This is a genomic window from Bradyrhizobium sp. WSM4872 (genome assembly GCF_055811715.1).
Window position 1 is genome coordinate 1 of record NZ_JBVVPT010000013.1, and the last position, 19,705, is coordinate 19,705.

Genomic DNA, 19,705 nt, shown 5'->3' on the forward strand with positions numbered 1-19,705 from the left:
TCGAATACTTCCACGCCGTTGCAGCAGGATGGAGCCTTAGAGATATGTGCATGCCCTAGGGCCTTCGCCGGGACGACGGTGTTGATGGAGCCGCAGCTCAGATCGACCGCAGCACGTAGCGCCGGTTGTCCTTCTGCACCGGGCGCGCGTTCATCGGATAGAGCTTGGCGAATGCGGCGACGTCGGTGGCCGACACCTGGATCGGGTCGGTCAGCAGCAGCCATTCGACCACTTCCGAGCAGGGCGGCGTCGTCAGCGAGCCGGGATAGCGGAAGTAGCTGAGCCTCGTGGGCAGCATGGCGTGAGGATCGATGGCCGCGTCAGCTTTCACGGCGGGGCCTTCCGCGGCCGGCATCGTCTTGACGATCTTGCCGAAGGCCGGGTTCGGTTTGCCCTCGGCCATCAGCACGCCGACCACGGCGAGCCCGCCGGCGTCGTTGCGGTGGACGAAATGCGCCTCCATCGGAAAATTCTTGCCGCCGATCATGTGCTCGCTCGGCCGGTGGAAATGCACCTGGAGCAGCTTGTATTTGACGTGGCCGAGCGTGAGCGTGCTGCCCTCGGTGAAGTTGAGCTGGATCGTGTGCCCGTTGTTGACGATGGTGTCGGCGCTCTTGCCCCAGTTCAGCTTCAGCGCGGGCAGTTGCGATTTGACCGTTGCCTCGATGTCGATCGGCGATTGCTGCAGGCCGACCGCGCAGGCCTTGTTGGCCGCGTCGAGATCGCCCCATTTGGCGCCGGCGCCTTCATAGCTCCAATGCGTACCTTGGGCGGCGAAGGCCGGCTTGCAGAGCGGACAAAGCGCAAGGCCCGCGAGCGCCTTCAATGCGTGACGGCGATCCATCGTATTCCCCCTAACATGAATTTGCTCGGCAATGAGTGGCGGCAACCTATGCGAGAGAGATGCTGAGTCGCAAGGCTGGCAGGCGAGACGCGATCACTGGCTTGCCCACACGATCCGCGCGATCCAGCCGACCTCACTCGCCGCCATCCTGCGCTCGGCCTGGGAGGCATCGAGCGGCTGCAAGTCCAGAGTCTTTGCGGTGCGGCGCAGCAGCGTCGCCACCGTCACCTCGCCCGCCTTGGTCTTCACCACCACGCGATCCCCTTTGCGGATCGGCGCGCCGGGCGTGACCAGGATGATGTCGCCGTCGCGATAGGCGGGCGCAAGCGCTTCACCGGAAATCTGCAGCGCGAAGCTGTTGTTGTCCTCGGCGGCGGGAAGGGCAAATTCGGTCCAGCTCTTGCCGATGGGAAAGCCGGACTCGTCAAAGGCGCCGCTCGCGCCTGCCAGCGCGAAGCGGAGCAGCGGTACCGAGCGGCCGCCGTCTGCCTCGCCGCCGACCAGCCTGGCAAAAATGTCGATCGAGGAATCTGCCGCTGCCAGCGCTTTCGCGATCGATTCGGTCGAAGGCCAGCGCTCGCGGCCGTCGGAGGTGACGCGCTTGGACTTGTTGAAGGTGGTGGGATCGAGCCCGGCGCGCTTGGCGAGGCCCGACGGCGACAAGCCGGCGCGCGCCGCCAGCCGATCCAGCGCGCCCCAGATCTGGTCGTGAGTGAGCATCCTCTGCGCTTTGGCTTGCCTGACCATGGAAGGTCCAGCCCGTCGCAACTCAGGAAAACTATCCTCGAATCAACCGGTTTTCCGCTTTTTGCGCAAGGGGCGCGGTGAGCGTGTTTTCAAGCGAACCGGCTACCGGTTCGCGCCAGGAAATGCGTCAAAACAGGAATTTCGAACTCGCTTCGATTTCATCGGCACGGAAATGGCTCTAAGTCTTGAGTTCGGAGGGGGCGGCCATTACGGTCGCGCCCGGGTTTCAGGGACCCGCACGACCCAAAAACCCCAAAAGACTCAACGAGCAAACAGGGCTGCGTAAGCGGTGGTCAAGATCTACAAAATCTGTCCGGCCTCGGCCTGGCGCGAGGCGGAACGGCAGGGCGTCTACCGCGGCAGCGCGGACGATTCGCGCGACGGATTCATCCATTTCTCGACCGCGGCCCAGGTTCCCGGAACTCTGCAGAAGCATTATGTTGGGCAGCGCGCGCTGTTCCTGGTCGAGGTCGACGGCGATGCGCTCGGCAGCGCATTGCGCTGGGAGCGTTCGCGCAATGAGGAGCTGTTTCCGCATCTCTATGGCGAGCTCGATCTCGGCGCGGTGATGGCCGTGATCAACCTCAACACGCGCTCTGACGGCGGCCACGACGTTCCGGAGCTTGCCCCGTGATCCGCGCTTTTGACGCTCTCTCGCTGCCGGTGTTGCGCTGGCTCGATCCGGAAGATGCGCATCGCCTCGCGATCCAGGGCCTGCGCTTCCTGCCGCCGGGCAAGCCGCACGCTGACGATCCCAAGCTTGCGGTGCGTGCGTTCGGGCTCAACTTCCCCAATCCGATCGGCATGGCAGCGGGTTTCGACAAGAGTGCCGAAGTGCCGGATGCGCTGCTGCGGCTCGGCTTCGGCTTTGTCGAGATCGGCTCGGTGACGCCGAAACCGCAAAGCGGCAATCCGCGGCCGCGGCTGTTTCGTCTGGAGCGCGACGAGGCCGTGATCAACCGCATGGGCTTCAACAATGACGGCGCGGAGACAGCCCTGCGCCGGCTTGCGGCGCGCGCGCAGCACGGCGGCATCGTCGGCGTCAATGTCGGCGCCAACAAGGATTCGCCTGATCGCGTCAACGACTACGTCAAGCTGATCGAGACCTTTGCGCCGGTCGCGAGCTATTTCACCGTCAACGTCTCCTCGCCGAACACGCCGGGCCTGCGCAATCTGCAGGAAGGCGCGCTGCTCGACGATCTCCTCGCCAGGGTGATCGACGCGCGCCAGCGGGTGCGCGCGAGCGCCGGCGACACGCCGGTGCTGCTCAAGATCGCGCCAGATTTGAGCCTCGCCCAACTCGACGACGTCGTGCAGGTCGCGCGCTCGCGCCGGGTCGACGGCATGATCGTGTCCAACACCACGATCGCGCGGCCGAGCACGCTGCGCGAGGAGATGCGCGCCAAGGAGCAGGGCGGCCTGTCCGGCCGGCCGCTGTTCCGGTTGTCGACGCGGATGGTTGCGGAGACCTATGTGCGCGTCGAGGGCGCATTCCCCCTGATCGGCGTCGGCGGCGTGGACTCGGGCGGCGCCGCGCTGACGAAGATCCGCGCCGGCGCGAGTCTGATCCAGCTCTATTCGTCGCTGGTCTACAAGGGCCTCGGCCTCGTCGACGAAATCAAGCGCGACCTCACCTCGACCCTATTGCGCACCGGGCGGGATTCTCTCTCCGAGATCGTCGGCTCCGACGCCGCGACGCTGACGGCGGAAGACTGGCCGGGGATGTAGAGTTTTCTTCACCTCGCCCCGCTTGCGGGGCGAGGTCGGATTGCATCGAAGATGCAATCCGGGTGAGGGGGACTCTCCGCGAGTCCCACTCTCACCGTTCCTGCCGAGACTCCCCCTCATCCCGACCTTCTCCCCGCAAGCGGGGAGAAGGAGAAGAAAGAAACGTCTTCCTGTACAGCGCCGGATAGCGCGCGGCCTGCAAGCCGCCGCGCGAGACGTAGGAGGCGATCAGCGCGCTCCACAGTCCGGCATTGCCGAACGATTGCAGCGCCCACCATGTGGCGAGGAAGATCGCGAGCGAGGCCAGCATCAGATTGCGCATCTCGCGCGCCCAGGTCGCGCCGATATAGATGCCGTCGAAGCCGAAGGCGAACACGCCGGGAATCGGCGCAAGCACGACGAACGGCAGGAATTCCCGCGCGCCGCGACGGACGGCTTCGCTCGCCGTCATGAAATCGATCAAGTTCGGCCCAAACAGCGCGAACAGCGCGGACACGACCAGCGCGAAGCCGAGCCCCCATAGCAGCACCAGCCGGGTCGAATCCGCAAATCCCCTGGCGTCGCGTGCGCCGAGCGTACGGCCGCAAAGCTGCTGGGCTGCGTTGGCAAGACCATCGAGGAAGAAGGCGCTGACCAGCAGAAAGTTGTTGAGCACGGAATTGGCGGCCAGCGTGACGTCACCAGCCCGCGCGCCTTTGGCGGTGAAAAACAGAAACACGGCGATCAGCGCCGCGGTGCGGATCAGGATGTCGGAGTTCACCGCCAGCAGCCGCATCAGCTTGGCCCGGTCGAACAGCTCCGCGTACGGCACCGCGAACCCGCCCACCGCATAGCGGCGGCAGACGATCATGCCGAGCCCGAATCCGGCCGCTTCAGACAGCAGCGCCGCGATCGCAGCACCCGCGATGCCGGTGTCGTAGACCAGCACCAGCAGGATCGTCGCCGCCGCGTTGACGAGATTGATGACAACCTGGAGCGCGAGCGCCGGATTGGCGCGAGCCTGGCCGACCAGCCAGCCGAGGATGACGTAATTGGCGAGCGCCAGCGGCGCTGACCAGATCCGGATCACGAAGTAGGTTTTAGCCGCGCGCGTGACGCCTTCGCTGCCGCCCATCAGGTCGAGCAGCACGGCGGCCAGCGGCAGTTGCAGCGCGATCAGGGCGATGCCGATCAGGCCCGCGACGATGAAGCCGCGCACCAGGATCGCGGTCAGCTCGCGCGTCTCGCCGGCGCCGAGCGCCTGCGCCGTGAAGGCGAGCGTGCTCATGCGCAGGAAGCCGAATAGCCAGAACAGGCAATCGAAGATGACGGACGCGATGGCGACGCCGCCGAGCAGCGCGGCGTCGTCCAGCCGTCCGATCGCGGTGGTCGAGACCACCCCGATCAGCGGCGTGGTGAGATTCGCGACCATCGCGGGGCCCGCGATGGCGAAGACCTGACGGGAACCGATCTTCAAGTGAACGGGTGCGTGCATGTCAGAACACGAGCACCATGCCGTCTTCGGCGGCGAGGTGGGCGATGTCGTCGAGGCGCGACAGCACGTCGTCGCTCATATGGGTGAGCACGAGGCGTTTTGCGCCGATTTCGGGCAGGTGCTGTTCCAAGGTCTTCAGGCTGAGGTGATTCTTGACCACCTTCTCGTACATATAGGCTTCGGCAATGAAAAGGTCGGCGCCATGCGCCAGCGGAATGAGCGTCTCCGTCCATTCGGTATCGGCGCTGTAGGCCAGCGTGCGGCCTTCCGCTTCGACGCGATAGGCGAGGAACGGTCCGCCGGATTCGCCGTGCACGACCGGGTAGGGCGTCACCGTCACCGCGCCGAAACTTTGGCTTTGCTCGGGCGCGAGCTCGACGACGGACAGCTCGAAGCGCTGTTTCGTCTTGGAGGAGTGCTCGAACAGAGCCTCCATCACCGCACGCAGCCGCGTCTCGATGCCTTTGGGGCCGGCGATCGTGAGCGGCCGCGTCCGCCGCGAGAATTGTGCGTCGAGCAGGACAAACGGCAGCCCGGCAAAATGGTCGCCGTGGAAATGCGTGATCAGGATGAGATCGATCTCATTGCAGTCGATCTCGAGCCGCTTCAGCGCCGGCAGAGCCGACGCGCCGCAATCGATCAGGAAGTTGGCCTCGCGCCCCGAGACGTGGAAGCAGGTGTTGAGCCTGCCGCCGGATCCGAAGGCGTCGCCGCAGCCGACAAAACGCAATTGCATCGGCCGCGAACTCCCAAAATCCTTATCTGCGCGGCGTGCCGAAAACGCGCATCAGCAGCCAGATCGGGATCACGATGACAGCGCCGAGCAGGAAGTAGCGCCACAGCCAGTTCACGGTATCGAAGCCGAGATCCCACAACCGCTGGAACAGGAGACGAATGCTGTAGAGAATATTCCAGGGATCGAAGCCGATCGCCGCCAGCACGACGCCGACGAGGATCGAGAGCAGCACCAGGCGAAACGCGACCGCCAGCGGCGAGCCGCCGAGAAAGCGGTTCAGGCCATCACTGCGGCCGGCCGGCAAATCTCTGACGTCTTGGACCATCTCAAACTCCTCAGCGGATTCGACCCCATTATAGGGCACGGCGAGGCACATGGGGAACCCGCAACGGGCCGTCAATCAGCTTACGGGACTTTAATTCGGGCAATCACGTGCCGCGCGCCACCGTCTTGACTGCGCGCGGGCAATAATCCGGCTAGGCCTCAATCTCCGCCGCCTCCGCTTTCAGCATCTTTTCCAGCGTTTCCAGCCGGTCGGCCTCGCGCGGCGGCTTGTCCCAGCGCAGCCGGCTGATGCGGGGGAAGCGCATCGCGACGCCGGATTTGTGCCGCGGCGAACGCTGCAGCCCCTCGAAGGCGACCTCCAGCACCAAGCCCTTGTCGGGCTCGTGCACGACGTGGCGGACGGGGCCGAATTTTTCGGTGGTATTGCGACGCACGAAGCGGTCGATCTGGAGCAGCTCCTCGTCAGTGAAGCCGAAATAGGCTTTTCCGACCGGCACCAGCTCGTCACTGCCCGCGCCTGCGGTCCAGACGCCGAAGGTGTAATCGGAATAGTAGGACGAGCGCTTGCCGTGGCCGCGCTGCGCATACATCAGCACGGCGTCGATGATGTGCGGATCGCGCTTCCACTTCCACCATTGGCCCTTCGGCCGTCCCGGCAGATAGGGTGCATCGCGCCTTTTCAGCATCACGCCCTCGACGGCGTCCGCGTCTTCGCCCGCCCCGGCGCTCGCTGGATCGGCGCGTGCTGCGGTCAGTGCCTCCCAGCTTGCGAAGGGCACGGTGGGCGAGAGATCGATGCGGGGATCGTCAAGCTTGCCGATGAAGGTCTCCAGCCGCTCGCGGCGCTCCGCGAACGGCAGCTCGCGCAAATCGTTCTCGTCGTCGCCGAGCAGATCGTAGGCGCGCAGATGGATCGGAAACTCCTTGATCAGCTTCGGAGACACGACCTTGCGGTTGAGCCGCTGTTGCAGAACGTTGAAACTCTGCACGCGCCTTTCGCGCAGGATCAGAAGCTCGCCGTCGATGGCGCCGGGTAGCCGCAGCGACGGCACGAGGTCAGGAAAGCTGCCCGTGATGTCCTCGCCGGTGCGCGAATAGAGCCGCGCGGTGATGTGGCCGTGCTCGTCGCGGCCGGCGACCGCCTGCACGCGGATGCCGTCCCATTTCCATTCGGCGATGTAGTCGGCGGGATCGAGCGCGGCGAAATCGGTGTCCTCGATCGCATGCGCCAGCATCACGGGACGGAACGGCGCGGGATCACGATTGACCGGCTTGTCGCCGCGGCCTTCCAGCCAGGCGAACAGGTCGAGATAAGGCGGCGCGAGACCGGGCCAGATCAGCTCGACGTCATGCGGGTCCTTGTCGCCGAGCGCCGCGGCCGCAGTCTTGGCCAGGCGCGCGGAGATACCGATGCGCAGAGCGCCGGTGACGAGCTTCAACAACGCCCAGCGGCCGGTCTCATCGAGTTCGTCGAGCCAGCGTTCGAGCTGCTTCGGCAGCTCGGTCTTGCCGAGCGTGCGCAGCGTGGTGACGACCTCGGTCAGCGTCGGCGGCGGCGGGTTGTTGTGGTTGCGCGGGCGGAAGGACTCTCCAGCATCTCGCCCGGAGTACCCCCCTCCCTGACCCTCCCCCACAAGGGGGGAGGGAACGGAGAGAGCCGTGCGTCCATCACTTTGGGAATGGTTGTCAGTTGTCGCGCTCACTGACAGCGGCGCGCGCAACTGCGCTCCCTCCCCCCTTGTGGGGGAGGGCGGGGGAGAGGGGTGGCTCGGAAAAGACTCGCCGTTGTTTGCGCTGCGCTTCGGCCACATCAGCGCGATCGTCTCGGAGAGATCGCCCACATAGTCCCAGGATAGACCGAACAAGACCGGGTCAGTTCGCTGGGCGATAAGATCGCGCAGCAGAGAAGGTTTGGCGTGTTTGAAGCTGAGCGCGCCGGTCAGCGCCGCCAGGGCATAGCCGCGGTCGGGATCGGCGACCTCGCGAAAATAGCTGGTGATCAGCCGCAGCTTGTTGTTGCGGCCGGGCTCGTAGGCGAGGCGGTCGAGAAGCTCGGCGAAGCGGTTCATGCTTCGGCCTCGTCAGCGAGCGGCGTCTCGGTCTCCTCCTCGTCGCCATAGCCGACGAGATCGAGCGGTCGCGCCCGCAAACCCCTGCTTTGGCACCAATGCACCAGCGCGTCTTCCTGGCCGTGGGTGACCCAGATCTCGCCGGCGCCGGTCGCTGCGATCGTGGCGGTGAGGCCGTCCCAATCGGCGTGATCCGAGATCACCAGCGGCAGCTCGATGCCGCGTTGCCGCGCGCGGGCGCGCACCCGCATCCAGCCGGAGGCGAATGCCGTGACGGGATCGGGAAACCGGCGGGTCCAGAGATCGGATGTCGCAGAGGGCGGCGCCAGCGTGATGGTGCCGGCGAGCGCCGCCTTCTTCACCCCCTTCACCGGCCGCAGCTCGCCGAGCTCGATTCCGCGGCTCTGATAGTAATGCGTGATCTTCTCCATCGCGCCATGCAGATAGATCGGCGCGTCGTAACCCGCTTGGCGCAGCAGCGCGATCACGCGCTGGGCTTTGCCGAGCGAATAGGCGCCGACGAGATGCGCGCGCTCGGGAAACAGCGCCACCGACCCCAGCAGCTTCTTGACCTCGTCGGCCGCATCGCCATGGCGAAACACCGGCAGGCCGAACGTCGCCTCGGTGATGAAGACGTCGCATGGCACCAGCTCGAACGGCGTGCAGGTCGGGTCTGGCGCGTCCTTGTAGTCGCCGGAGGCGACGATGCAGGTGTCCTTGCAGCTGACCGCGACCTGCGCCGAGCCGAGCACATGACCGGCCGGATGAAACTTCACGCTGACATCGCCGAGCCGGATCTCCTCGCCATAGCGGATCGCCTGCGTCGAGCCGGCGAAATTCTCGCCATAGCGCAGCCGCATCATGTCCAGGGTTTCCTGCGTCGCCAGCACCGCGCCGTGGCCGGCGCGGGCGTGGTCGGAATGGCCGTGGGTGATCACGGCCCGCTCCACCGGCCGGACAGGGTCGACATGGAAGCCGCCGGGCTTGCAGCATAGGCCGGCGGCAACTGGCAGCAGGATGTCTTGCGGACGCATGCCTGTTATATAGGTTGCGACCCCGCATCTTCGAGTCATCACCGCTTCGTTCCCTGGTTCCCCCAATGCCCCTGCGCCTGTTCCTGACCTCCGGCGACCTCATGGCCGACCGCCGCTTCGAGTTCGCGCGCGATCTCCAGCTCAAGGGCGATCTGGCGGCCGCCGCCGACCTGCTGGAGCAGACCATCGAGCTTGCGCCGAATTTCACCTCGGCCTGGTTCACGCTCGGCGAAATCCGCGCGCAACTCGGCGAGCGCGACAAGGCCATTGCGGCCTTTCGCAAATCGCGCGAGTCCGATCCGAGCGATCAGCACGGCGCTCATCTGCATCTGATGCGCCTCGGCGACGCGCAATTGTCCGAGATGCCCAAGGCCTATGTGCAGGCCTTGTTCGATCAATACGCGCCGCGCTTCGAGCAAGTGCTGATCAACGATCTCGGCTATCGCGCCCCGTCGCTGATCTTCAAAGCCGTGGTGGCTGCCCGCGTCGCCGCGAAGAAGCCCGCCCTGTTCAAGCGCGGCATCGATCTCGGCTGCGGGACGGGGCTTGCGGCCGCCGCCTTCGCAAAACAGGTCGACCAGTTCATCGGCATCGATCTGTCGCCCGGCATGGTCAGGGAGGCGCGAGCCACCGGCCTCTATGCCGAGCTCGAAGTTGCCGACATGATCGAAGGCTTGCGCGGCAAGGGCGATGCGAGCGCGAACCTCGTCGTCGCCGCCGATGCGTTCGTCTATCTCCCCGATCTCGCGCCGGTGCTCAGTGAGGCCAGGCGCGTGCTCGCGCCCGGTGGCGTGCTTGCGTTCACGCTGGAGACCCATGACGGCAGCGGCATCGTTCTCGGCGAAGGCCTGCGCTATGCCCATTCGGCGGAATATGTGCGCGATGCGATGGCGCTGGCCGGCCTCAAGCTCCTCACGTTGGAGCGGGCCTCGCCACGCATCGAGAACAACGAGCCGGTGCGCGGCCTTGTCGTGGTCGCCGAGAAAACTTGAGTCTAGGCGCTATACGCGAGGCTTTAAGCGTCATTGCGTCGCAAAGCCGTGACTTCCCACTTGCGACACCTGCCGCGATGCCAGCACAATGTCCTGGCTAGGGAGAAACAAACAATGACGAAGAATCCATCGCGGCGCGATTTCAGCGCCGCCGCGCTCGCGACCATCGCGGCATCCACCTTGCCCGCGCCCTCCGTCTGGGCCGCGGAGAAGAAATACGATGCCGGCGCCAGCGACACCGAGATCAAGATCGGGCAGACCGTGCCGCATTCCGGCCCCGGCTCGCTCTACGGCGTGCTCGGGCGCATCGGCGAAGCCTATTTCCAGATGCTGAACGAGAAGGGCGGCATCAACGGACGCAAGGTTAAATTCCTCACCATGGACGATGCCTACAGCGCGCCGAAATGCGTCGAGGCGACGCGGCGCCTGGTCGAGCAGGAAGAGGTGCTCGCGCTCTACGGCTCGCTCGGCACCGCCCCGCAGACCGCCGTGCACAAATACCTGAACTCGAAGGGCGTGCCGCAGCTGCTGCTGAACACCGGCGCGTCGAAGTGGAATAACCCGAAAGAGTTCAAATGGACCATGGCGGGCCTGCCGCTCTATCCGACCGAGGCGCGCATCCTGGCGCGGCACGTCGTCAGCGTGAAGCCGAATGCCAAGGTCGGCATCCTCTACCAGAACGACGATTTCGGCCGCGACTTCCTCGGCCCCTTCAAGAAGGTCTTGGAAGACGCCGGCGGCACCGCCAAGGTGATCATGGAGCAGACCTACGATCTGACCGATCCGACGGTCGATTCCCAGCTCATCAACCTCTCGAAATCGGGTGCGGACGTCTTCTACAACATCTCCACCGGCAAGGCGTCGTCGCAGTCGATCCGGAAAGTGGCCGAGCTCGGCTGGAAGCCGTTGCAGCTGTTGTCGGCCGGCTCGACCGGCCGCTCGATCCTCAATGCCGCGGGCCTGGAGAACGCCGCCGGCATCGTCGCCATCCGCTACAACAAGGAGGTCGGCCTGCCCAAATGGGAGAAGGACCCCGACGTGATGGCGTTCGAGGAGCTGCGCAAGAAGTACACGCCGGCGATCGATCAGGACAACACCATCGCCTTCGCCGGCTACGGCCAGGCCGTCACCATGGGTGAGATCCTGCGCCGCTGCGGCGACGAGCTCACCCGCGCCAACGTGCTGAAGCAGGCCTCGACCCTCGCGGGCTTCCACTCGCCCTATTTCCTCGACGGCGTCACCTACAGCTACACGCCGGAGAACTACACGCCGATGAAGACGCTCTTCATCTCCACCTTCACCGGCAAGGACTGGGACATCTCCGACAAGCCGATGTCGGAGTAGGGGGGCGCACCGCTGTCTCTTCCCCTCTCCCCGGGCGGGGAGAGGGGAAGTACACCCCCTCGACGAACCCACCCCCACGGCTTACCTGTGCTGCCGTGCCGCCCCGCATCCGCAAAATCCCGGCCGAGCCTGCCGCGCTATTGCCCGACCGCTTCAAGGCGTGGTTCGCGGCCCGCGGCTGGTCGCCGCGCGCGCATCAATTGGCGCTGCTGGAGAAGGCGCGCGAGGACCGTTCCGCATTGCTGATCGCTCCCACCGGCGCCGGCAAGACGCTGGCGGGGTTTTTGCCGACGCTGGTGGAGCTGAGCTCTGCGCCCAAAGCTTCGGCGAAATCGGTGATCTCCACCGGCCGCACCCTGCAACGCACCGGCGGCCTGCACACGCTCTACATCTCGCCGCTCAAGGCGCTCGCGGTCGATATCGCACGCAACCTCGAGCGTCCGGTCGCCGAGATGGCGCTGCCGATCAAGATCGAGACCCGCACCGGCGACACGCCGACGTCCCGGCGGCAGCGGCAGCGGCGCTATCCGCCTGACATATTGCTGACGACGCCGGAACAGCTCGCACTGCTGCTGTCCTCCGACGACGCGCCATTCCTGTTCTCCTCGCTGAAGCGCATCGTGCTCGACGAGCTGCATGCGCTGGTGACGTCCAAGCGCGGCGATCTGCTGTCGCTCGGGCTCGCGCGGTTGTGGCGATTGGCACCGCAGATGCGCGCGATCGGCCTGTCGGCGACCGTGGCCGAGCCGGAATCGCTGGCGCGCTTCCTGGTGCCGCAGCTCGGCGGCAAGGAAGCGGCGGCCGACATCGTCCTTGCCGGCGGCGCGGCACCGCCGCTGGTCCAGATGATGGACACGCGCGAGCGCCTTCCCTGGGCCGGCCACAGCGCGCGCCATGCGCTTCCCGAGATCTACGAGCTGATCAAGGCCAACAAGACCACACTGGTTTTCGTCAACACCCGCAGCCAGGCCGAGATGCTGTTCCAGAACCTCTGGAGCATGAACGACGACAACCTTGCCATCGCGCTGCATCACGGCTCGCTCGACGTTGCCCAGCGCCGCAAGGTCGAGGATGCGATGTCGGCGGGCAGACTGCGTGGCGTGGTCTGCACCTCCTCGCTCGATCTCGGCGTCGACTGGGGCGACGTCGACCTCGTCGTCAATATCGGCGCGCCCAAGGGCTCCTCGCGCCTGATGCAGCGCATCGGCCGCGCCAACCACCGGCTCGACGAAGCCTCGCGCGCGGTGCTGGTGCCGGCGAACCGCTTCGAGGTGCTGGAGTGCCGCGTCGCGATCGACGCCATCGCCGAGAATGCGCAGGACACGCCGCCGCTCCGGATCGGGGCACTCGACGTGCTGGCCCAGCACGTGCTCGGCTGCGCTTGCGGCGAGCCGTTTTTCTCGGACGAGCTCTACGACGAGGTGCGCACCGCCGCGCCCTATGCCGATCTCACGCGGCAGGATTTCGACGACGTGGTCGATTTCGTCGCCTCCGGCGGCTACGCGCTGAAGACCTATGAGCGCTTCGCCCGCATCAAGCAGGACAAGGAGGGCCGCTGGCGCGTCGCCAATCCCAAGGTGCGGCAGAGCTACCGCATGAATGTCGGCACCATCGTCGAGGACGACATGCTGAAGGTGCGCCTGGTGCGCTCGCGCGGTGGAGGTCAAGGAAAAGCAGGCGGGTCGACAGGCGTGATCGCGCGCGGCGGCAGGTTGCTCGGCGAGATCGAGGAAGCCTTCATCGAGGGCCTCTCGCCCGGCGACACCTTCGTGTTCTCGGGCGAGGTGGTGCGCTACGAGACGCTGGTCGAGGACCAGGTCTATGTCTCGCGTGCCAACGACAAGGACCCGAAAGTGCCGTCCTATATGGGCGGCAAGTTTCCGCTCTCGACCTATCTTGCCGAACGGGTTCGCCGGCTGCTCGATGACGGGCGCGCGTGGGGCGCCTTGCCGGAGCAGGTGCGCGACTGGCTGTCGCTGCAAAAGGATGTCTCGCGCGTACCGGCGGTGCGCGAGCTGCTGGTCGAGAGTTTTCCCCGCGCCAACAAGCATTACATCGTCTGCTACCCCTTCGAGGGCCGTCTCGCGCACCAGACGCTCGGCATGCTGTTGACGCGCCGGCTGGAGCGTGCCCGCGCCAGGCCGCTCGGCTTCGTCGCCAACGAATATGCGATCGCGGTCTGGGCGCTCGGCGACATGTCCTCCATGATCCGGGACGGCAGGATCGACCTGGACGCGCTGTTCGACCCTGACATGCTCGGCGACGACCTCGAAGCCTGGCTTGCCGAATCCGCGCTCATGAAGCGCACGTTCCGCAATTGTGCGATCATCTCCGGCCTGATCGCGCGCCGTCATACCGGCGAGGAGAAGAGCCGCCGCCAGGTGCTGTTCTCGACCGATCTCGTCTACGACGTCTTGCGCAAGCACCAGGCCGATCACGTGCTGCTGCGTGCCGCCCGCGCCGATGCCGCCACCGGCCTGCTCGATCTGCGCCGACTCAGCGACATGCTCACCCGCATCCAGGGCCGCATCACGCACCGGGAACTCGACCGTGTCTCGCCGCTCGCCGTCCCCGTGATGCTGGAAATCGGCCGCGAGTCAGTCTATGGCGAAGCTGGAGACGAGCTCCTGGCCGAAGCCGCCGACGAGCTCGTCAAAGAGGCGATGGGATAACAGCAGGTTTTGACGTGACGGCAGGCGCGCTGGTTTCAGAGGATATCGAGGACATGCGCGTTTCGAATGTCTGCATCAGCAGCGTGACGTTCGCGGCCGATCTTTCCGGCGCGCTGTTCTGGGAAGAGCAGCGCCTGCTCGTCATCTCCGATCTGCATCTGGAAAAAGGTTCCAGCTTCGCCATGCGCGGCGTGCTGCTGCCGCCTTACGACACCATCGCGACGCTTGGCCGGCTCGCTGCTGTCATCTCCCGCCATAATCCGCGCGTGGTCATCGCGCTCGGTGACAGTTTTCACGATCGCACCGCGCATGGACGGCTGTCGGCGGAGGATCGCGACGCGGTCGCCGCCTTGCAGGCTGGTCGCGACTGGATCTGGATCTCGGGCAATCACGATCCGGCGCTGCCGCGTGATCTCGGCGGCACCGTCGCCGACGAAGTCGCGATCGGCCCGATCACCTTCCGCCACGAACCGACCGGCGCGAGCGGCGAGATCGCCGGCCATCTCCATCCCAAGGCTCGCGTCTCCGCGCGTGGCCGTTCGATGGAGCGGCGTTGTTTTGCCTGTGACGGGATGCGCGCCGTGATGCCTGCCTTCGGCGCCTATGCCGGCGGCCTCAGCATCCGCGACGCGGCGTTTGCAAAAATATTTCCGAAGAACGGTTTTGTCGCGCATTTGCTCGGCGACCGCCGCGTCCACGCGATTGCCGCGTCACGGTGTTATTGATTAGCTATCGCTTCAATCGGGGCTGAACACACTCTCACCACGCGCACGCTGCGCTCCCTCCCCCTTGTGGGGGAGGGCGGGGGAGGGGGGGTAGCCCAGGAAAAGGTCTATCCATCTGCGCTCGTGCGGCGCGCGCTCCTCGAGGGAGCCCCCGTGTGGTACCCCTCTCCCTAACCCTCCCCCACAAGGGGGGAGGGAACATGCCGGTCTCGCGGCCGCAGATCGCGACTATCGCAACGATTTACGCCGCCTTCGCCTGCACGTCGTCGCAGAACTCCGCCAGCCGATCGGCGAGCCGCAGGGTCGCGGGGCTCGCGCCCGGCGCGGCCATCAGCGCCACCTCGGTTCGGTTGATTGGCGCGAAGCCGTCCTTTGCGGTCAGCACGCGGTGGTCGGACTGGATCGCCATCTCCGACAGGATGCTCAAGCCCATGCCGGCGGCGACCGCAGCCTGGATGCCGGCGAGGCTCGATGACGTATAGGACATGTGCCAGGGCCGGCCCGCACTTTCCAGCGCGTGGATGGCGCCGGCGCGGTAGAGGCAGCCGAGCGGAAAGCCGATCAGCGGCACGGAGGCAACGTCGGCGTGGATCGGATGGCTCTTGCTGGTCACCCAGTGCACCTGCTCCGGCCATACCGCGATCGCGCCCTTCGCGCCGGCCTCGCGCTTGAACAGCGCGAGGTCGAGCTCGCCGCGATCGAGGTCGCGGGCGAGATTCTTGCTCTGGTCGGCGCGCACATCGAGCCGCAGGCCCGGATGCGAACGCGAGAACGTCCCCAGCAGCTTTGCCAGTTGATACGCCGCAAAATCCTCGGGAATGCCGAGCCGGATTGCGCCTTCGCCGTCCGGCTGGCGCAGCACGTCGCGCGCCTCTTCCGCAAGCGACAACAGCCGCCGCGCATAGGACAGCAGCCGCTCGCCGGCTTCGGTGGGGCGCAAATCCTTGCCGTCGCGGTGCAGCAGCACCTGGCCGACATCCTCCTCCAGCCGCTTGATCTGCTGGCTGACGGTCGATTGCGTCCGATGGACGCGCTCGCCGGCGCGGGTGAAGCCGCCGGCATCGACCACCGAGACGAAGCTGCGCAGGAGCTCCAGATCGAGCATGGCTGCCTCCATTCGAAAATCCACTGATTAGAAGTTAATCATTTAATTTCCAAATGACAAGCCGGCTCCCTAGATCGAGGGCTCAGGAGATTGTCATGTCGCTCACCCCCTCGCTCGCCATTCCCCGCAGCCGCTTCAACACGCTTCCGCTTGCGATCGGGCTGTTCTGCCTGCTCTGGAGCTACGCCTTCGTCGCCGGCAAGATCGGCGTGACCCATTGCCCGCCGCTGATCCTGCTCGCCGCGCGCTTCTCGCTGGCCGGCATCCTGATCCTCGGCGCCACGCTGGCCCGCGGCGACGACTGGTCGCTGTCCTGGCGCGATGCCGCGATCTTCGTCGTTCTCGGCGTCGCCAACAACGCGCTCTATCTCGGCCTCGGCTACACCGGGCTGCAATCGGTTTCCGCCGGCCTCGGCGGCCTGATCGTGTCGGCCAATCCGGTGTTCACGGCGGGCCTCGCGGCGCTGCTGCTCGGCGAAGGCATGACCTGGCGCAAGGCGAGCGGCCTCCTGCTCGGCATCATCGGCGTGACCTTGATCGTCTGGCACCGCCTGTCGGTCGGCACCGACTCGCTGCACGGCATCGTGTTCACGCTGGCCTCGCTCGCCTCCCTCGTCGCCGGCACTATCCTGTTCAAGCTGCTCGCGCCGAAGGGCTCGCTGTGGATCGGCAACGGCGTGCAGAATCTCGCCGCCGGCGTCGTGCTGACGCCGGTCGCGCTCACCTTCGCTGACGTCCATGCCATGGACTTCACGCCGGGCCTGATCGGCGCCTTCGCTTTCCTCGTGCTCGGCGGCTCGATCATGGCGTACTGGCTCTGGTTTCATCTCCTGAAAGTGTGTGGCGCGACGGCTGCCAGTGCCTATCATTTCCTGATGCCGCCGCTCGGCATGCTGTTCGCGTATCTCGTGCTCGGCGAGCATGTCGAGGCACGCGATCTGCTCGGCATCATCCCGGTCGCACTTGGCATCTACCTGGTGACGCGGCCCGCCAAATCCGTCGCGTAAGAGGAGCCCATCATGCCCATTTCCATCACCCTGATCGGCGGTCCCACTGCGCTGATCGAGATCGATGGCTTTCGCCTGCTCACTGACCCGACCTTCGATGCGCCAGGCGCCTATCAACTGCCGCACGTGAAGCTGGAGAAGACGATCGGCCCTGCGCTCAAGGCCGATGCGATCGGCCCGGTCGATGCCGTGCTACTCAGCCACGACCAGCATTCGGACAATCTTGACAATTCCGGCCGCGACTTTCTCAAAAATGTGAAGCGCGTGCTGACCACCGAGGCCGGCGCGCAGCGCCTCGGCGGGCATGTCGGAGGTTTGGCGCCGTGGGGCACGGCGCATCTGAAAGATCGTGACGGCAACTCGCTGACGATCACCGCGACCCCGGCGCGTCACGGCCCGGCCGGCATCGAGCCGCTGTCAGGCGATGTCATCGGCTTCGTGGTGACGTCGAGCCGCAAGGATACAACCTCGGTCTACATCAGCGGCGACACCACCTGGTTCGACGGCGTCGCCGAGGTCGCGCGCCGCTTCAAATGCGGCGTGGTGATGCCTTTCGCCGGCGCCGCGCAAACGCGCGGGCCGTTCCATCTCACCATGGACACCAACGACACCATCGAGACCGCGCGCGCGTTCCCCGATGCGGTGATCGTGCCTGTTCATACGGAAGGGTGGGCGCACTTCCGCCAGAACAGGGAGGATCTGCGCAAGACGTTTGATGTGCTGGGTTTTGGGACAAGGTTGCGATTGCTGGAGCCGGGAGTGCCCACGGTGGTGCAGGCGCCGTAGCTCTCCCCAGTGTCGTCATGGCGAAAGCCAGGACCCATTACCCCAGGGAGCAGTTTGACGCTTAGTGGTAACTCCGAATCCTCGTAACCACGACTGCCTGTGGTTATGGGTCCTGGCTTTCGCCAGGACGACGGCGGAGAATTCGTTGGGCTGCTGCGCTCGCAATGACGAAGGTCAATCCTTCCGAAACACAATCGACGCCATCCAGCCCGTCATCAGTGCCATCGCGGCGGTGACGAGGCCGTAGATCAGCCCGTTCTGCCGCGCCGTCGTCGCGACGAACTGCTCGAAGCCGACCTTGACGATCTCGAACGCGGTCTCGGTCTTGCCGATGAACGCGCCGTCGGCGAACAGCTTGATCTCGACCTCATAGGTGCCGATCGGCACCTCCGCCGGCAGCGGAATGCCGGTGCGGAACAACGTTGGCGTCAGGAACGTCACCGCGCTCGGATCCTCGCGGTAGAGACCGCGCTGGGTGCGCAGGCGGATGAAGGCGGAGCGGAACGCGTCGTTCGGCACCACGTCGGCATAGTCGCCGCTGACGCGTTGGGTCAGCAGCACGTTGTTGAGCCCGATCTGCTGGCGCCGCGCGATCTCGGGCGACGTGATGACGTCGAACGGGCGGTTGGCGAACAATGCGAGATAGCTCGGCACTTCCAGGAACTGGCGATAGTCGGTGTTGATCCAGATTCCGAACGTACGCTCCTTGCGCCGCGTCACCATGTCGGCGCGGGGGCCCATCACGGTGACGACGAGATCGTAGGTCTTGCGGTCGGCGGGCGTAGAGGCGTCCTTCTCGACCGAGCCGAACAGCACCAGCTCCTCGCCGGAATAGTTCGGCGTCACCGTGACGCGATGGTTGGAGACCGACACGATCAGCCGCTCGGCGCGCGCAGCGGAGCCGAGCAGCACAACGAGCAGGACCGCGAGAGCTGCGCGCATCATCCGTTCACTCCCAGCTCGCGGATGGTGAAGAGATCCTCTGGCCGGATCACCAGCTCGATGGCAAAGCGGACGCCGACCGAGAGGATCAAGAGGCCGAGCAGCAGCCGCAACTGTTCGCCGCGGATCTTCTGGCCGGCGCGTGCCCCGAACTGCGCGCCGGTGACGCCGCCGACCATCAGGATCAGCGCCAGCACGGCGTCGACCAGATGATTTGTCACCGCATGCAGCAGGGTGGCAAACAGCATCGTGACCAGCGTCAGGACCATCGAGGTGCCGATCACCGTCGAGGTCGGCACCCGCAGCAGGTAGATCATGATCGGCACCAGGATGAAGCCGCCGCCGATGCCCATGATGGCGCCGATGAAGCCGATCACGATGCCGACGATCACGACCGGAATCACCGAGAGGTAGATCTTGGAGCGCTTGAACCGCATCTTCAGCGGCAGGCCATGGATCCAGTTATGCGTGCGTCGAGGCGGCACCGCGCCACGCCGGGTCCGCATCAGGGCACGCAGGCCTTCGGAGAACATCAGGCTGCCGACGGTGGTGAGCAGCACGACGTAGGACAGTGCGATCATCAGATCGAGCTGGCCGAGCGCGCGCAGCTGCGTGAAGGTCCACACGCCGAGCGCGGTCCCGGTGACGCCGCCGCACAACAGCACGCTCGCCAGCGCGGGGTCGATGGCGCGCCGCCGCCAATAGGCGAGGGCGCCGGAAAAGGACGAGGCGGCGATGTGGCTTGCGACGGAAGCGACCGCGACCGCCGGCGTGATGCCGATGAAGATCAAGAGCGGCGTCATCAGGAAGCCGCCGCCGATCCCGAACATGCCGGAGACGAAGCCGACCGCCGCACCCATCGCCAGCACGAGGAAGACGTTGACCGGAAGATCGGCGATCGGGAGATAGAGCTGCATCGAGAGACCACGCTTCCGGCGAGACGGATCGATTGCGCGGAATGCTCGCGGGAGGGCAGAACGATTGCCGCGCCCCTCAATAGCGGAATTCGACGGCGGGCGGGACCGGGAATTTCGGGCGTGGTGAATGGCTGCGGTGAGGAGGGTGATCGAGGCGCCGTGGCTCCTCCCATGTCGTCCTGGCGAAAGCCAGGACCCATTATCCCGACTGGTCGTTATCGCGGCAGGCTGTGGCCACACCGTCCTCCAACAACGATCGCTTGTGGTAATGGGTCCTGGCTTTCGCCAGGACGACCAG

The 19,705-nt window shown here is 65.8% G+C and carries 18 protein-coding genes; 8 read left to right on the plus strand and 10 right to left on the minus strand.

The window, feature by feature from the left end; translation table 11 throughout:
* Nucleotides 1-97 precede the first annotated feature (97 nt).
* Nucleotides 98-844 (minus strand): carbonic anhydrase, encoded by a 747-nt coding sequence (locus tag AC0L3C_RS18875; RefSeq protein ID WP_473408677.1) that lies wholly within the window; start codon nucleotides 842-844, stop codon nucleotides 98-100.
* A 93-nt stretch (nucleotides 845-937) separates the two neighbouring features.
* Entirely contained in the window at nucleotides 938-1,591 is a 654-nt protein-coding gene (locus tag AC0L3C_RS18880; protein ID WP_473408678.1) for a S24 family peptidase, read from the minus strand.
* A gap of 289 nt (nucleotides 1,592-1,880) precedes the next feature.
* Between AC0L3C_RS18880 and AC0L3C_RS18885 the strand changes: the two genes are divergently transcribed.
* Both AC0L3C_RS18885 and AC0L3C_RS18890 read left to right on the plus strand, forming a co-directional pair.
* The gene (locus AC0L3C_RS18885; protein WP_473261135.1) at nucleotides 1,881-2,225 is read left to right on the plus strand and encodes a DUF952 domain-containing protein; all 345 of its coding nucleotides are present in this window, start codon (nucleotides 1,881-1,883) and stop codon (nucleotides 2,223-2,225) included.
* Nucleotides 2,222-3,319: a quinone-dependent dihydroorotate dehydrogenase gene (locus AC0L3C_RS18890; RefSeq protein WP_473261133.1), complete on the plus strand. Its 1,098-nt coding sequence runs from the start codon at nucleotides 2,222-2,224 to the stop codon at nucleotides 3,317-3,319. The genes AC0L3C_RS18885 and AC0L3C_RS18890 overlap by 4 nt, the downstream gene beginning before the upstream one ends.
* A 91-nt stretch (nucleotides 3,320-3,410) precedes the next feature.
* On the opposite strand, the gene AC0L3C_RS18895 is transcribed toward AC0L3C_RS18890, so the two are convergent.
* From AC0L3C_RS18895 to AC0L3C_RS18915, 5 genes are all read right to left on the minus strand, one after another.
* Nucleotides 3,411-4,793 (minus strand): MATE family efflux transporter, encoded by a 1,383-nt coding sequence (locus tag AC0L3C_RS18895; protein ID WP_473408679.1) that lies wholly within the window; start codon nucleotides 4,791-4,793, stop codon nucleotides 3,411-3,413.
* Nucleotide 4,794: 1 nt separating this feature from the next.
* Nucleotides 4,795-5,529, minus strand: a complete 735-nt coding sequence (locus tag AC0L3C_RS18900) for an MBL fold metallo-hydrolase (protein ID WP_473261129.1) — start codon at nucleotides 5,527-5,529, stop codon at nucleotides 4,795-4,797.
* 22 nt (nucleotides 5,530-5,551) lie between these two features.
* Complete coding sequence (locus AC0L3C_RS18905; protein ID WP_473261127.1) at nucleotides 5,552-5,854, minus strand: DUF6460 domain-containing protein; 303 nt, start codon at nucleotides 5,852-5,854, stop codon at nucleotides 5,552-5,554.
* A gap of 151 nt (nucleotides 5,855-6,005) precedes the next feature.
* Entirely contained in the window at nucleotides 6,006-7,883 is a 1,878-nt protein-coding gene (locus tag AC0L3C_RS18910) for an ATP-dependent DNA ligase (protein WP_473408680.1), read from the minus strand.
* A complete protein-coding gene (locus AC0L3C_RS18915; protein ID WP_473408681.1) occupies nucleotides 7,880-8,917 on the minus strand; it encodes a ligase-associated DNA damage response exonuclease in 1,038 nt (345 codons plus the stop codon). The genes AC0L3C_RS18910 and AC0L3C_RS18915 overlap by 4 nt, the downstream gene beginning before the upstream one ends.
* A gap of 65 nt (nucleotides 8,918-8,982) precedes the next feature.
* On the opposite strand from AC0L3C_RS18915, the gene AC0L3C_RS18920 reads away from it, so the two are divergent.
* From AC0L3C_RS18920 to pdeM, 4 genes are all read left to right on the plus strand, one after another.
* Nucleotides 8,983-9,909, plus strand: coding sequence for a class I SAM-dependent DNA methyltransferase (locus AC0L3C_RS18920; RefSeq protein WP_473261121.1), 927 nt, complete (start codon nucleotides 8,983-8,985; stop codon nucleotides 9,907-9,909).
* 114 nt (nucleotides 9,910-10,023) lie between these two features.
* Nucleotides 10,024-11,253, plus strand: a complete 1,230-nt coding sequence (locus AC0L3C_RS18925) for an ABC transporter substrate-binding protein (RefSeq protein ID WP_473408682.1) — start codon at nucleotides 10,024-10,026, stop codon at nucleotides 11,251-11,253.
* A gap of 95 nt (nucleotides 11,254-11,348) precedes the next feature.
* Nucleotides 11,349-13,925 (plus strand): ligase-associated DNA damage response DEXH box helicase, encoded by a 2,577-nt coding sequence (locus tag AC0L3C_RS18930; RefSeq protein WP_473408683.1) that lies wholly within the window; start codon nucleotides 11,349-11,351, stop codon nucleotides 13,923-13,925.
* Between the two features lie 53 nt (nucleotides 13,926-13,978).
* Complete coding sequence (gene pdeM / locus AC0L3C_RS18935) at nucleotides 13,979-14,650, plus strand: ligase-associated DNA damage response endonuclease PdeM (RefSeq protein ID WP_473408684.1); 672 nt, start codon at nucleotides 13,979-13,981, stop codon at nucleotides 14,648-14,650.
* Nucleotides 14,651-14,891: 241 nt separating this feature from the next.
* Here pdeM and AC0L3C_RS18940 read toward each other — a convergent pair whose 3' ends face one another.
* Nucleotides 14,892-15,755, minus strand: coding sequence for a LysR family transcriptional regulator (locus AC0L3C_RS18940; RefSeq protein WP_473408743.1), 864 nt, complete (start codon nucleotides 15,753-15,755; stop codon nucleotides 14,892-14,894).
* A gap of 95 nt (nucleotides 15,756-15,850) precedes the next feature.
* Between AC0L3C_RS18940 and AC0L3C_RS18945 the strand changes: the two genes are divergently transcribed.
* Together AC0L3C_RS18945 and AC0L3C_RS18950 are read left to right on the plus strand one after the other, a co-directional pair.
* A complete protein-coding gene (locus tag AC0L3C_RS18945; protein WP_473408685.1) occupies nucleotides 15,851-16,762 on the plus strand; it encodes a DMT family transporter in 912 nt (303 codons plus the stop codon).
* 12 nt (nucleotides 16,763-16,774) lie between these two features.
* The gene (locus tag AC0L3C_RS18950) at nucleotides 16,775-17,548 is read left to right on the plus strand and encodes an MBL fold metallo-hydrolase (protein ID WP_473408686.1); all 774 of its coding nucleotides are present in this window, start codon (nucleotides 16,775-16,777) and stop codon (nucleotides 17,546-17,548) included.
* A 174-nt stretch (nucleotides 17,549-17,722) separates the two neighbouring features.
* On the opposite strand, the gene AC0L3C_RS18955 is transcribed toward AC0L3C_RS18950, so the two are convergent.
* Nucleotides 17,723-18,493, minus strand: coding sequence for a TIGR02186 family protein (locus tag AC0L3C_RS18955; protein WP_473408687.1), 771 nt, complete (start codon nucleotides 18,491-18,493; stop codon nucleotides 17,723-17,725).
* The gene (locus AC0L3C_RS18960; protein WP_063994557.1) at nucleotides 18,490-19,407 is read right to left on the minus strand and encodes a sulfite exporter TauE/SafE family protein; all 918 of its coding nucleotides are present in this window, start codon (nucleotides 19,405-19,407) and stop codon (nucleotides 18,490-18,492) included. Before AC0L3C_RS18960 ends, AC0L3C_RS18955 begins: the two co-directional genes overlap by 4 nt.
* Nucleotides 19,408-19,705: the final 298 nt, after the last annotated feature.

Bases quoted from the DNA above. Each gene is read 5' to 3' on its own strand.
- AC0L3C_RS18915 (WP_473408681.1), bottom strand. From the start codon at position 8,917: ATGCGTCCGCAAGACATCCTGCTGCCAGTTGCCGCCGGCCTATGCTGC.
- AC0L3C_RS18905 (WP_473261127.1), bottom strand. From the start codon at position 5,854: ATGGTCCAAGACGTCAGAGATTTGCCGGCCGGCCGCAGTGATGGCCTG.
- AC0L3C_RS18955 (WP_473408687.1), bottom strand. From the start codon at position 18,493: ATGATGCGCGCAGCTCTCGCGGTCCTGCTCGTTGTGCTGCTCGGCTCC.
- AC0L3C_RS18925 (WP_473408682.1), top strand. From the start codon at position 10,024: ATGACGAAGAATCCATCGCGGCGCGATTTCAGCGCCGCCGCGCTCGCG.
- AC0L3C_RS18940 (WP_473408743.1), bottom strand. From the start codon at position 15,755: ATGCTCGATCTGGAGCTCCTGCGCAGCTTCGTCTCGGTGGTCGATGCC.
- AC0L3C_RS18880 (WP_473408678.1), bottom strand. From the start codon at position 1,591: ATGGTCAGGCAAGCCAAAGCGCAGAGGATGCTCACTCACGACCAGATC.
- AC0L3C_RS18875 (WP_473408677.1), bottom strand. From the start codon at position 844: ATGGATCGCCGTCACGCATTGAAGGCGCTCGCGGGCCTTGCGCTTTGT.
- AC0L3C_RS18910 (WP_473408680.1), bottom strand. From the start codon at position 7,883: ATGAACCGCTTCGCCGAGCTTCTCGACCGCCTCGCCTACGAGCCCGGC.
- AC0L3C_RS18895 (WP_473408679.1), bottom strand. From the start codon at position 4,793: ATGCACGCACCCGTTCACTTGAAGATCGGTTCCCGTCAGGTCTTCGCC.
- AC0L3C_RS18950 (WP_473408686.1), top strand. From the start codon at position 16,775: ATGCCCATTTCCATCACCCTGATCGGCGGTCCCACTGCGCTGATCGAG.
- pdeM (WP_473408684.1), top strand. From the start codon at position 13,979: ATGCGCGTTTCGAATGTCTGCATCAGCAGCGTGACGTTCGCGGCCGAT.
- AC0L3C_RS18960 (WP_063994557.1), bottom strand. From the start codon at position 19,407: ATGCAGCTCTATCTCCCGATCGCCGATCTTCCGGTCAACGTCTTCCTC.
- AC0L3C_RS18945 (WP_473408685.1), top strand. From the start codon at position 15,851: ATGTCGCTCACCCCCTCGCTCGCCATTCCCCGCAGCCGCTTCAACACG.
- AC0L3C_RS18920 (WP_473261121.1), top strand. From the start codon at position 8,983: ATGCCCCTGCGCCTGTTCCTGACCTCCGGCGACCTCATGGCCGACCGC.
- AC0L3C_RS18900 (WP_473261129.1), bottom strand. From the start codon at position 5,529: ATGCAATTGCGTTTTGTCGGCTGCGGCGACGCCTTCGGATCCGGCGGC.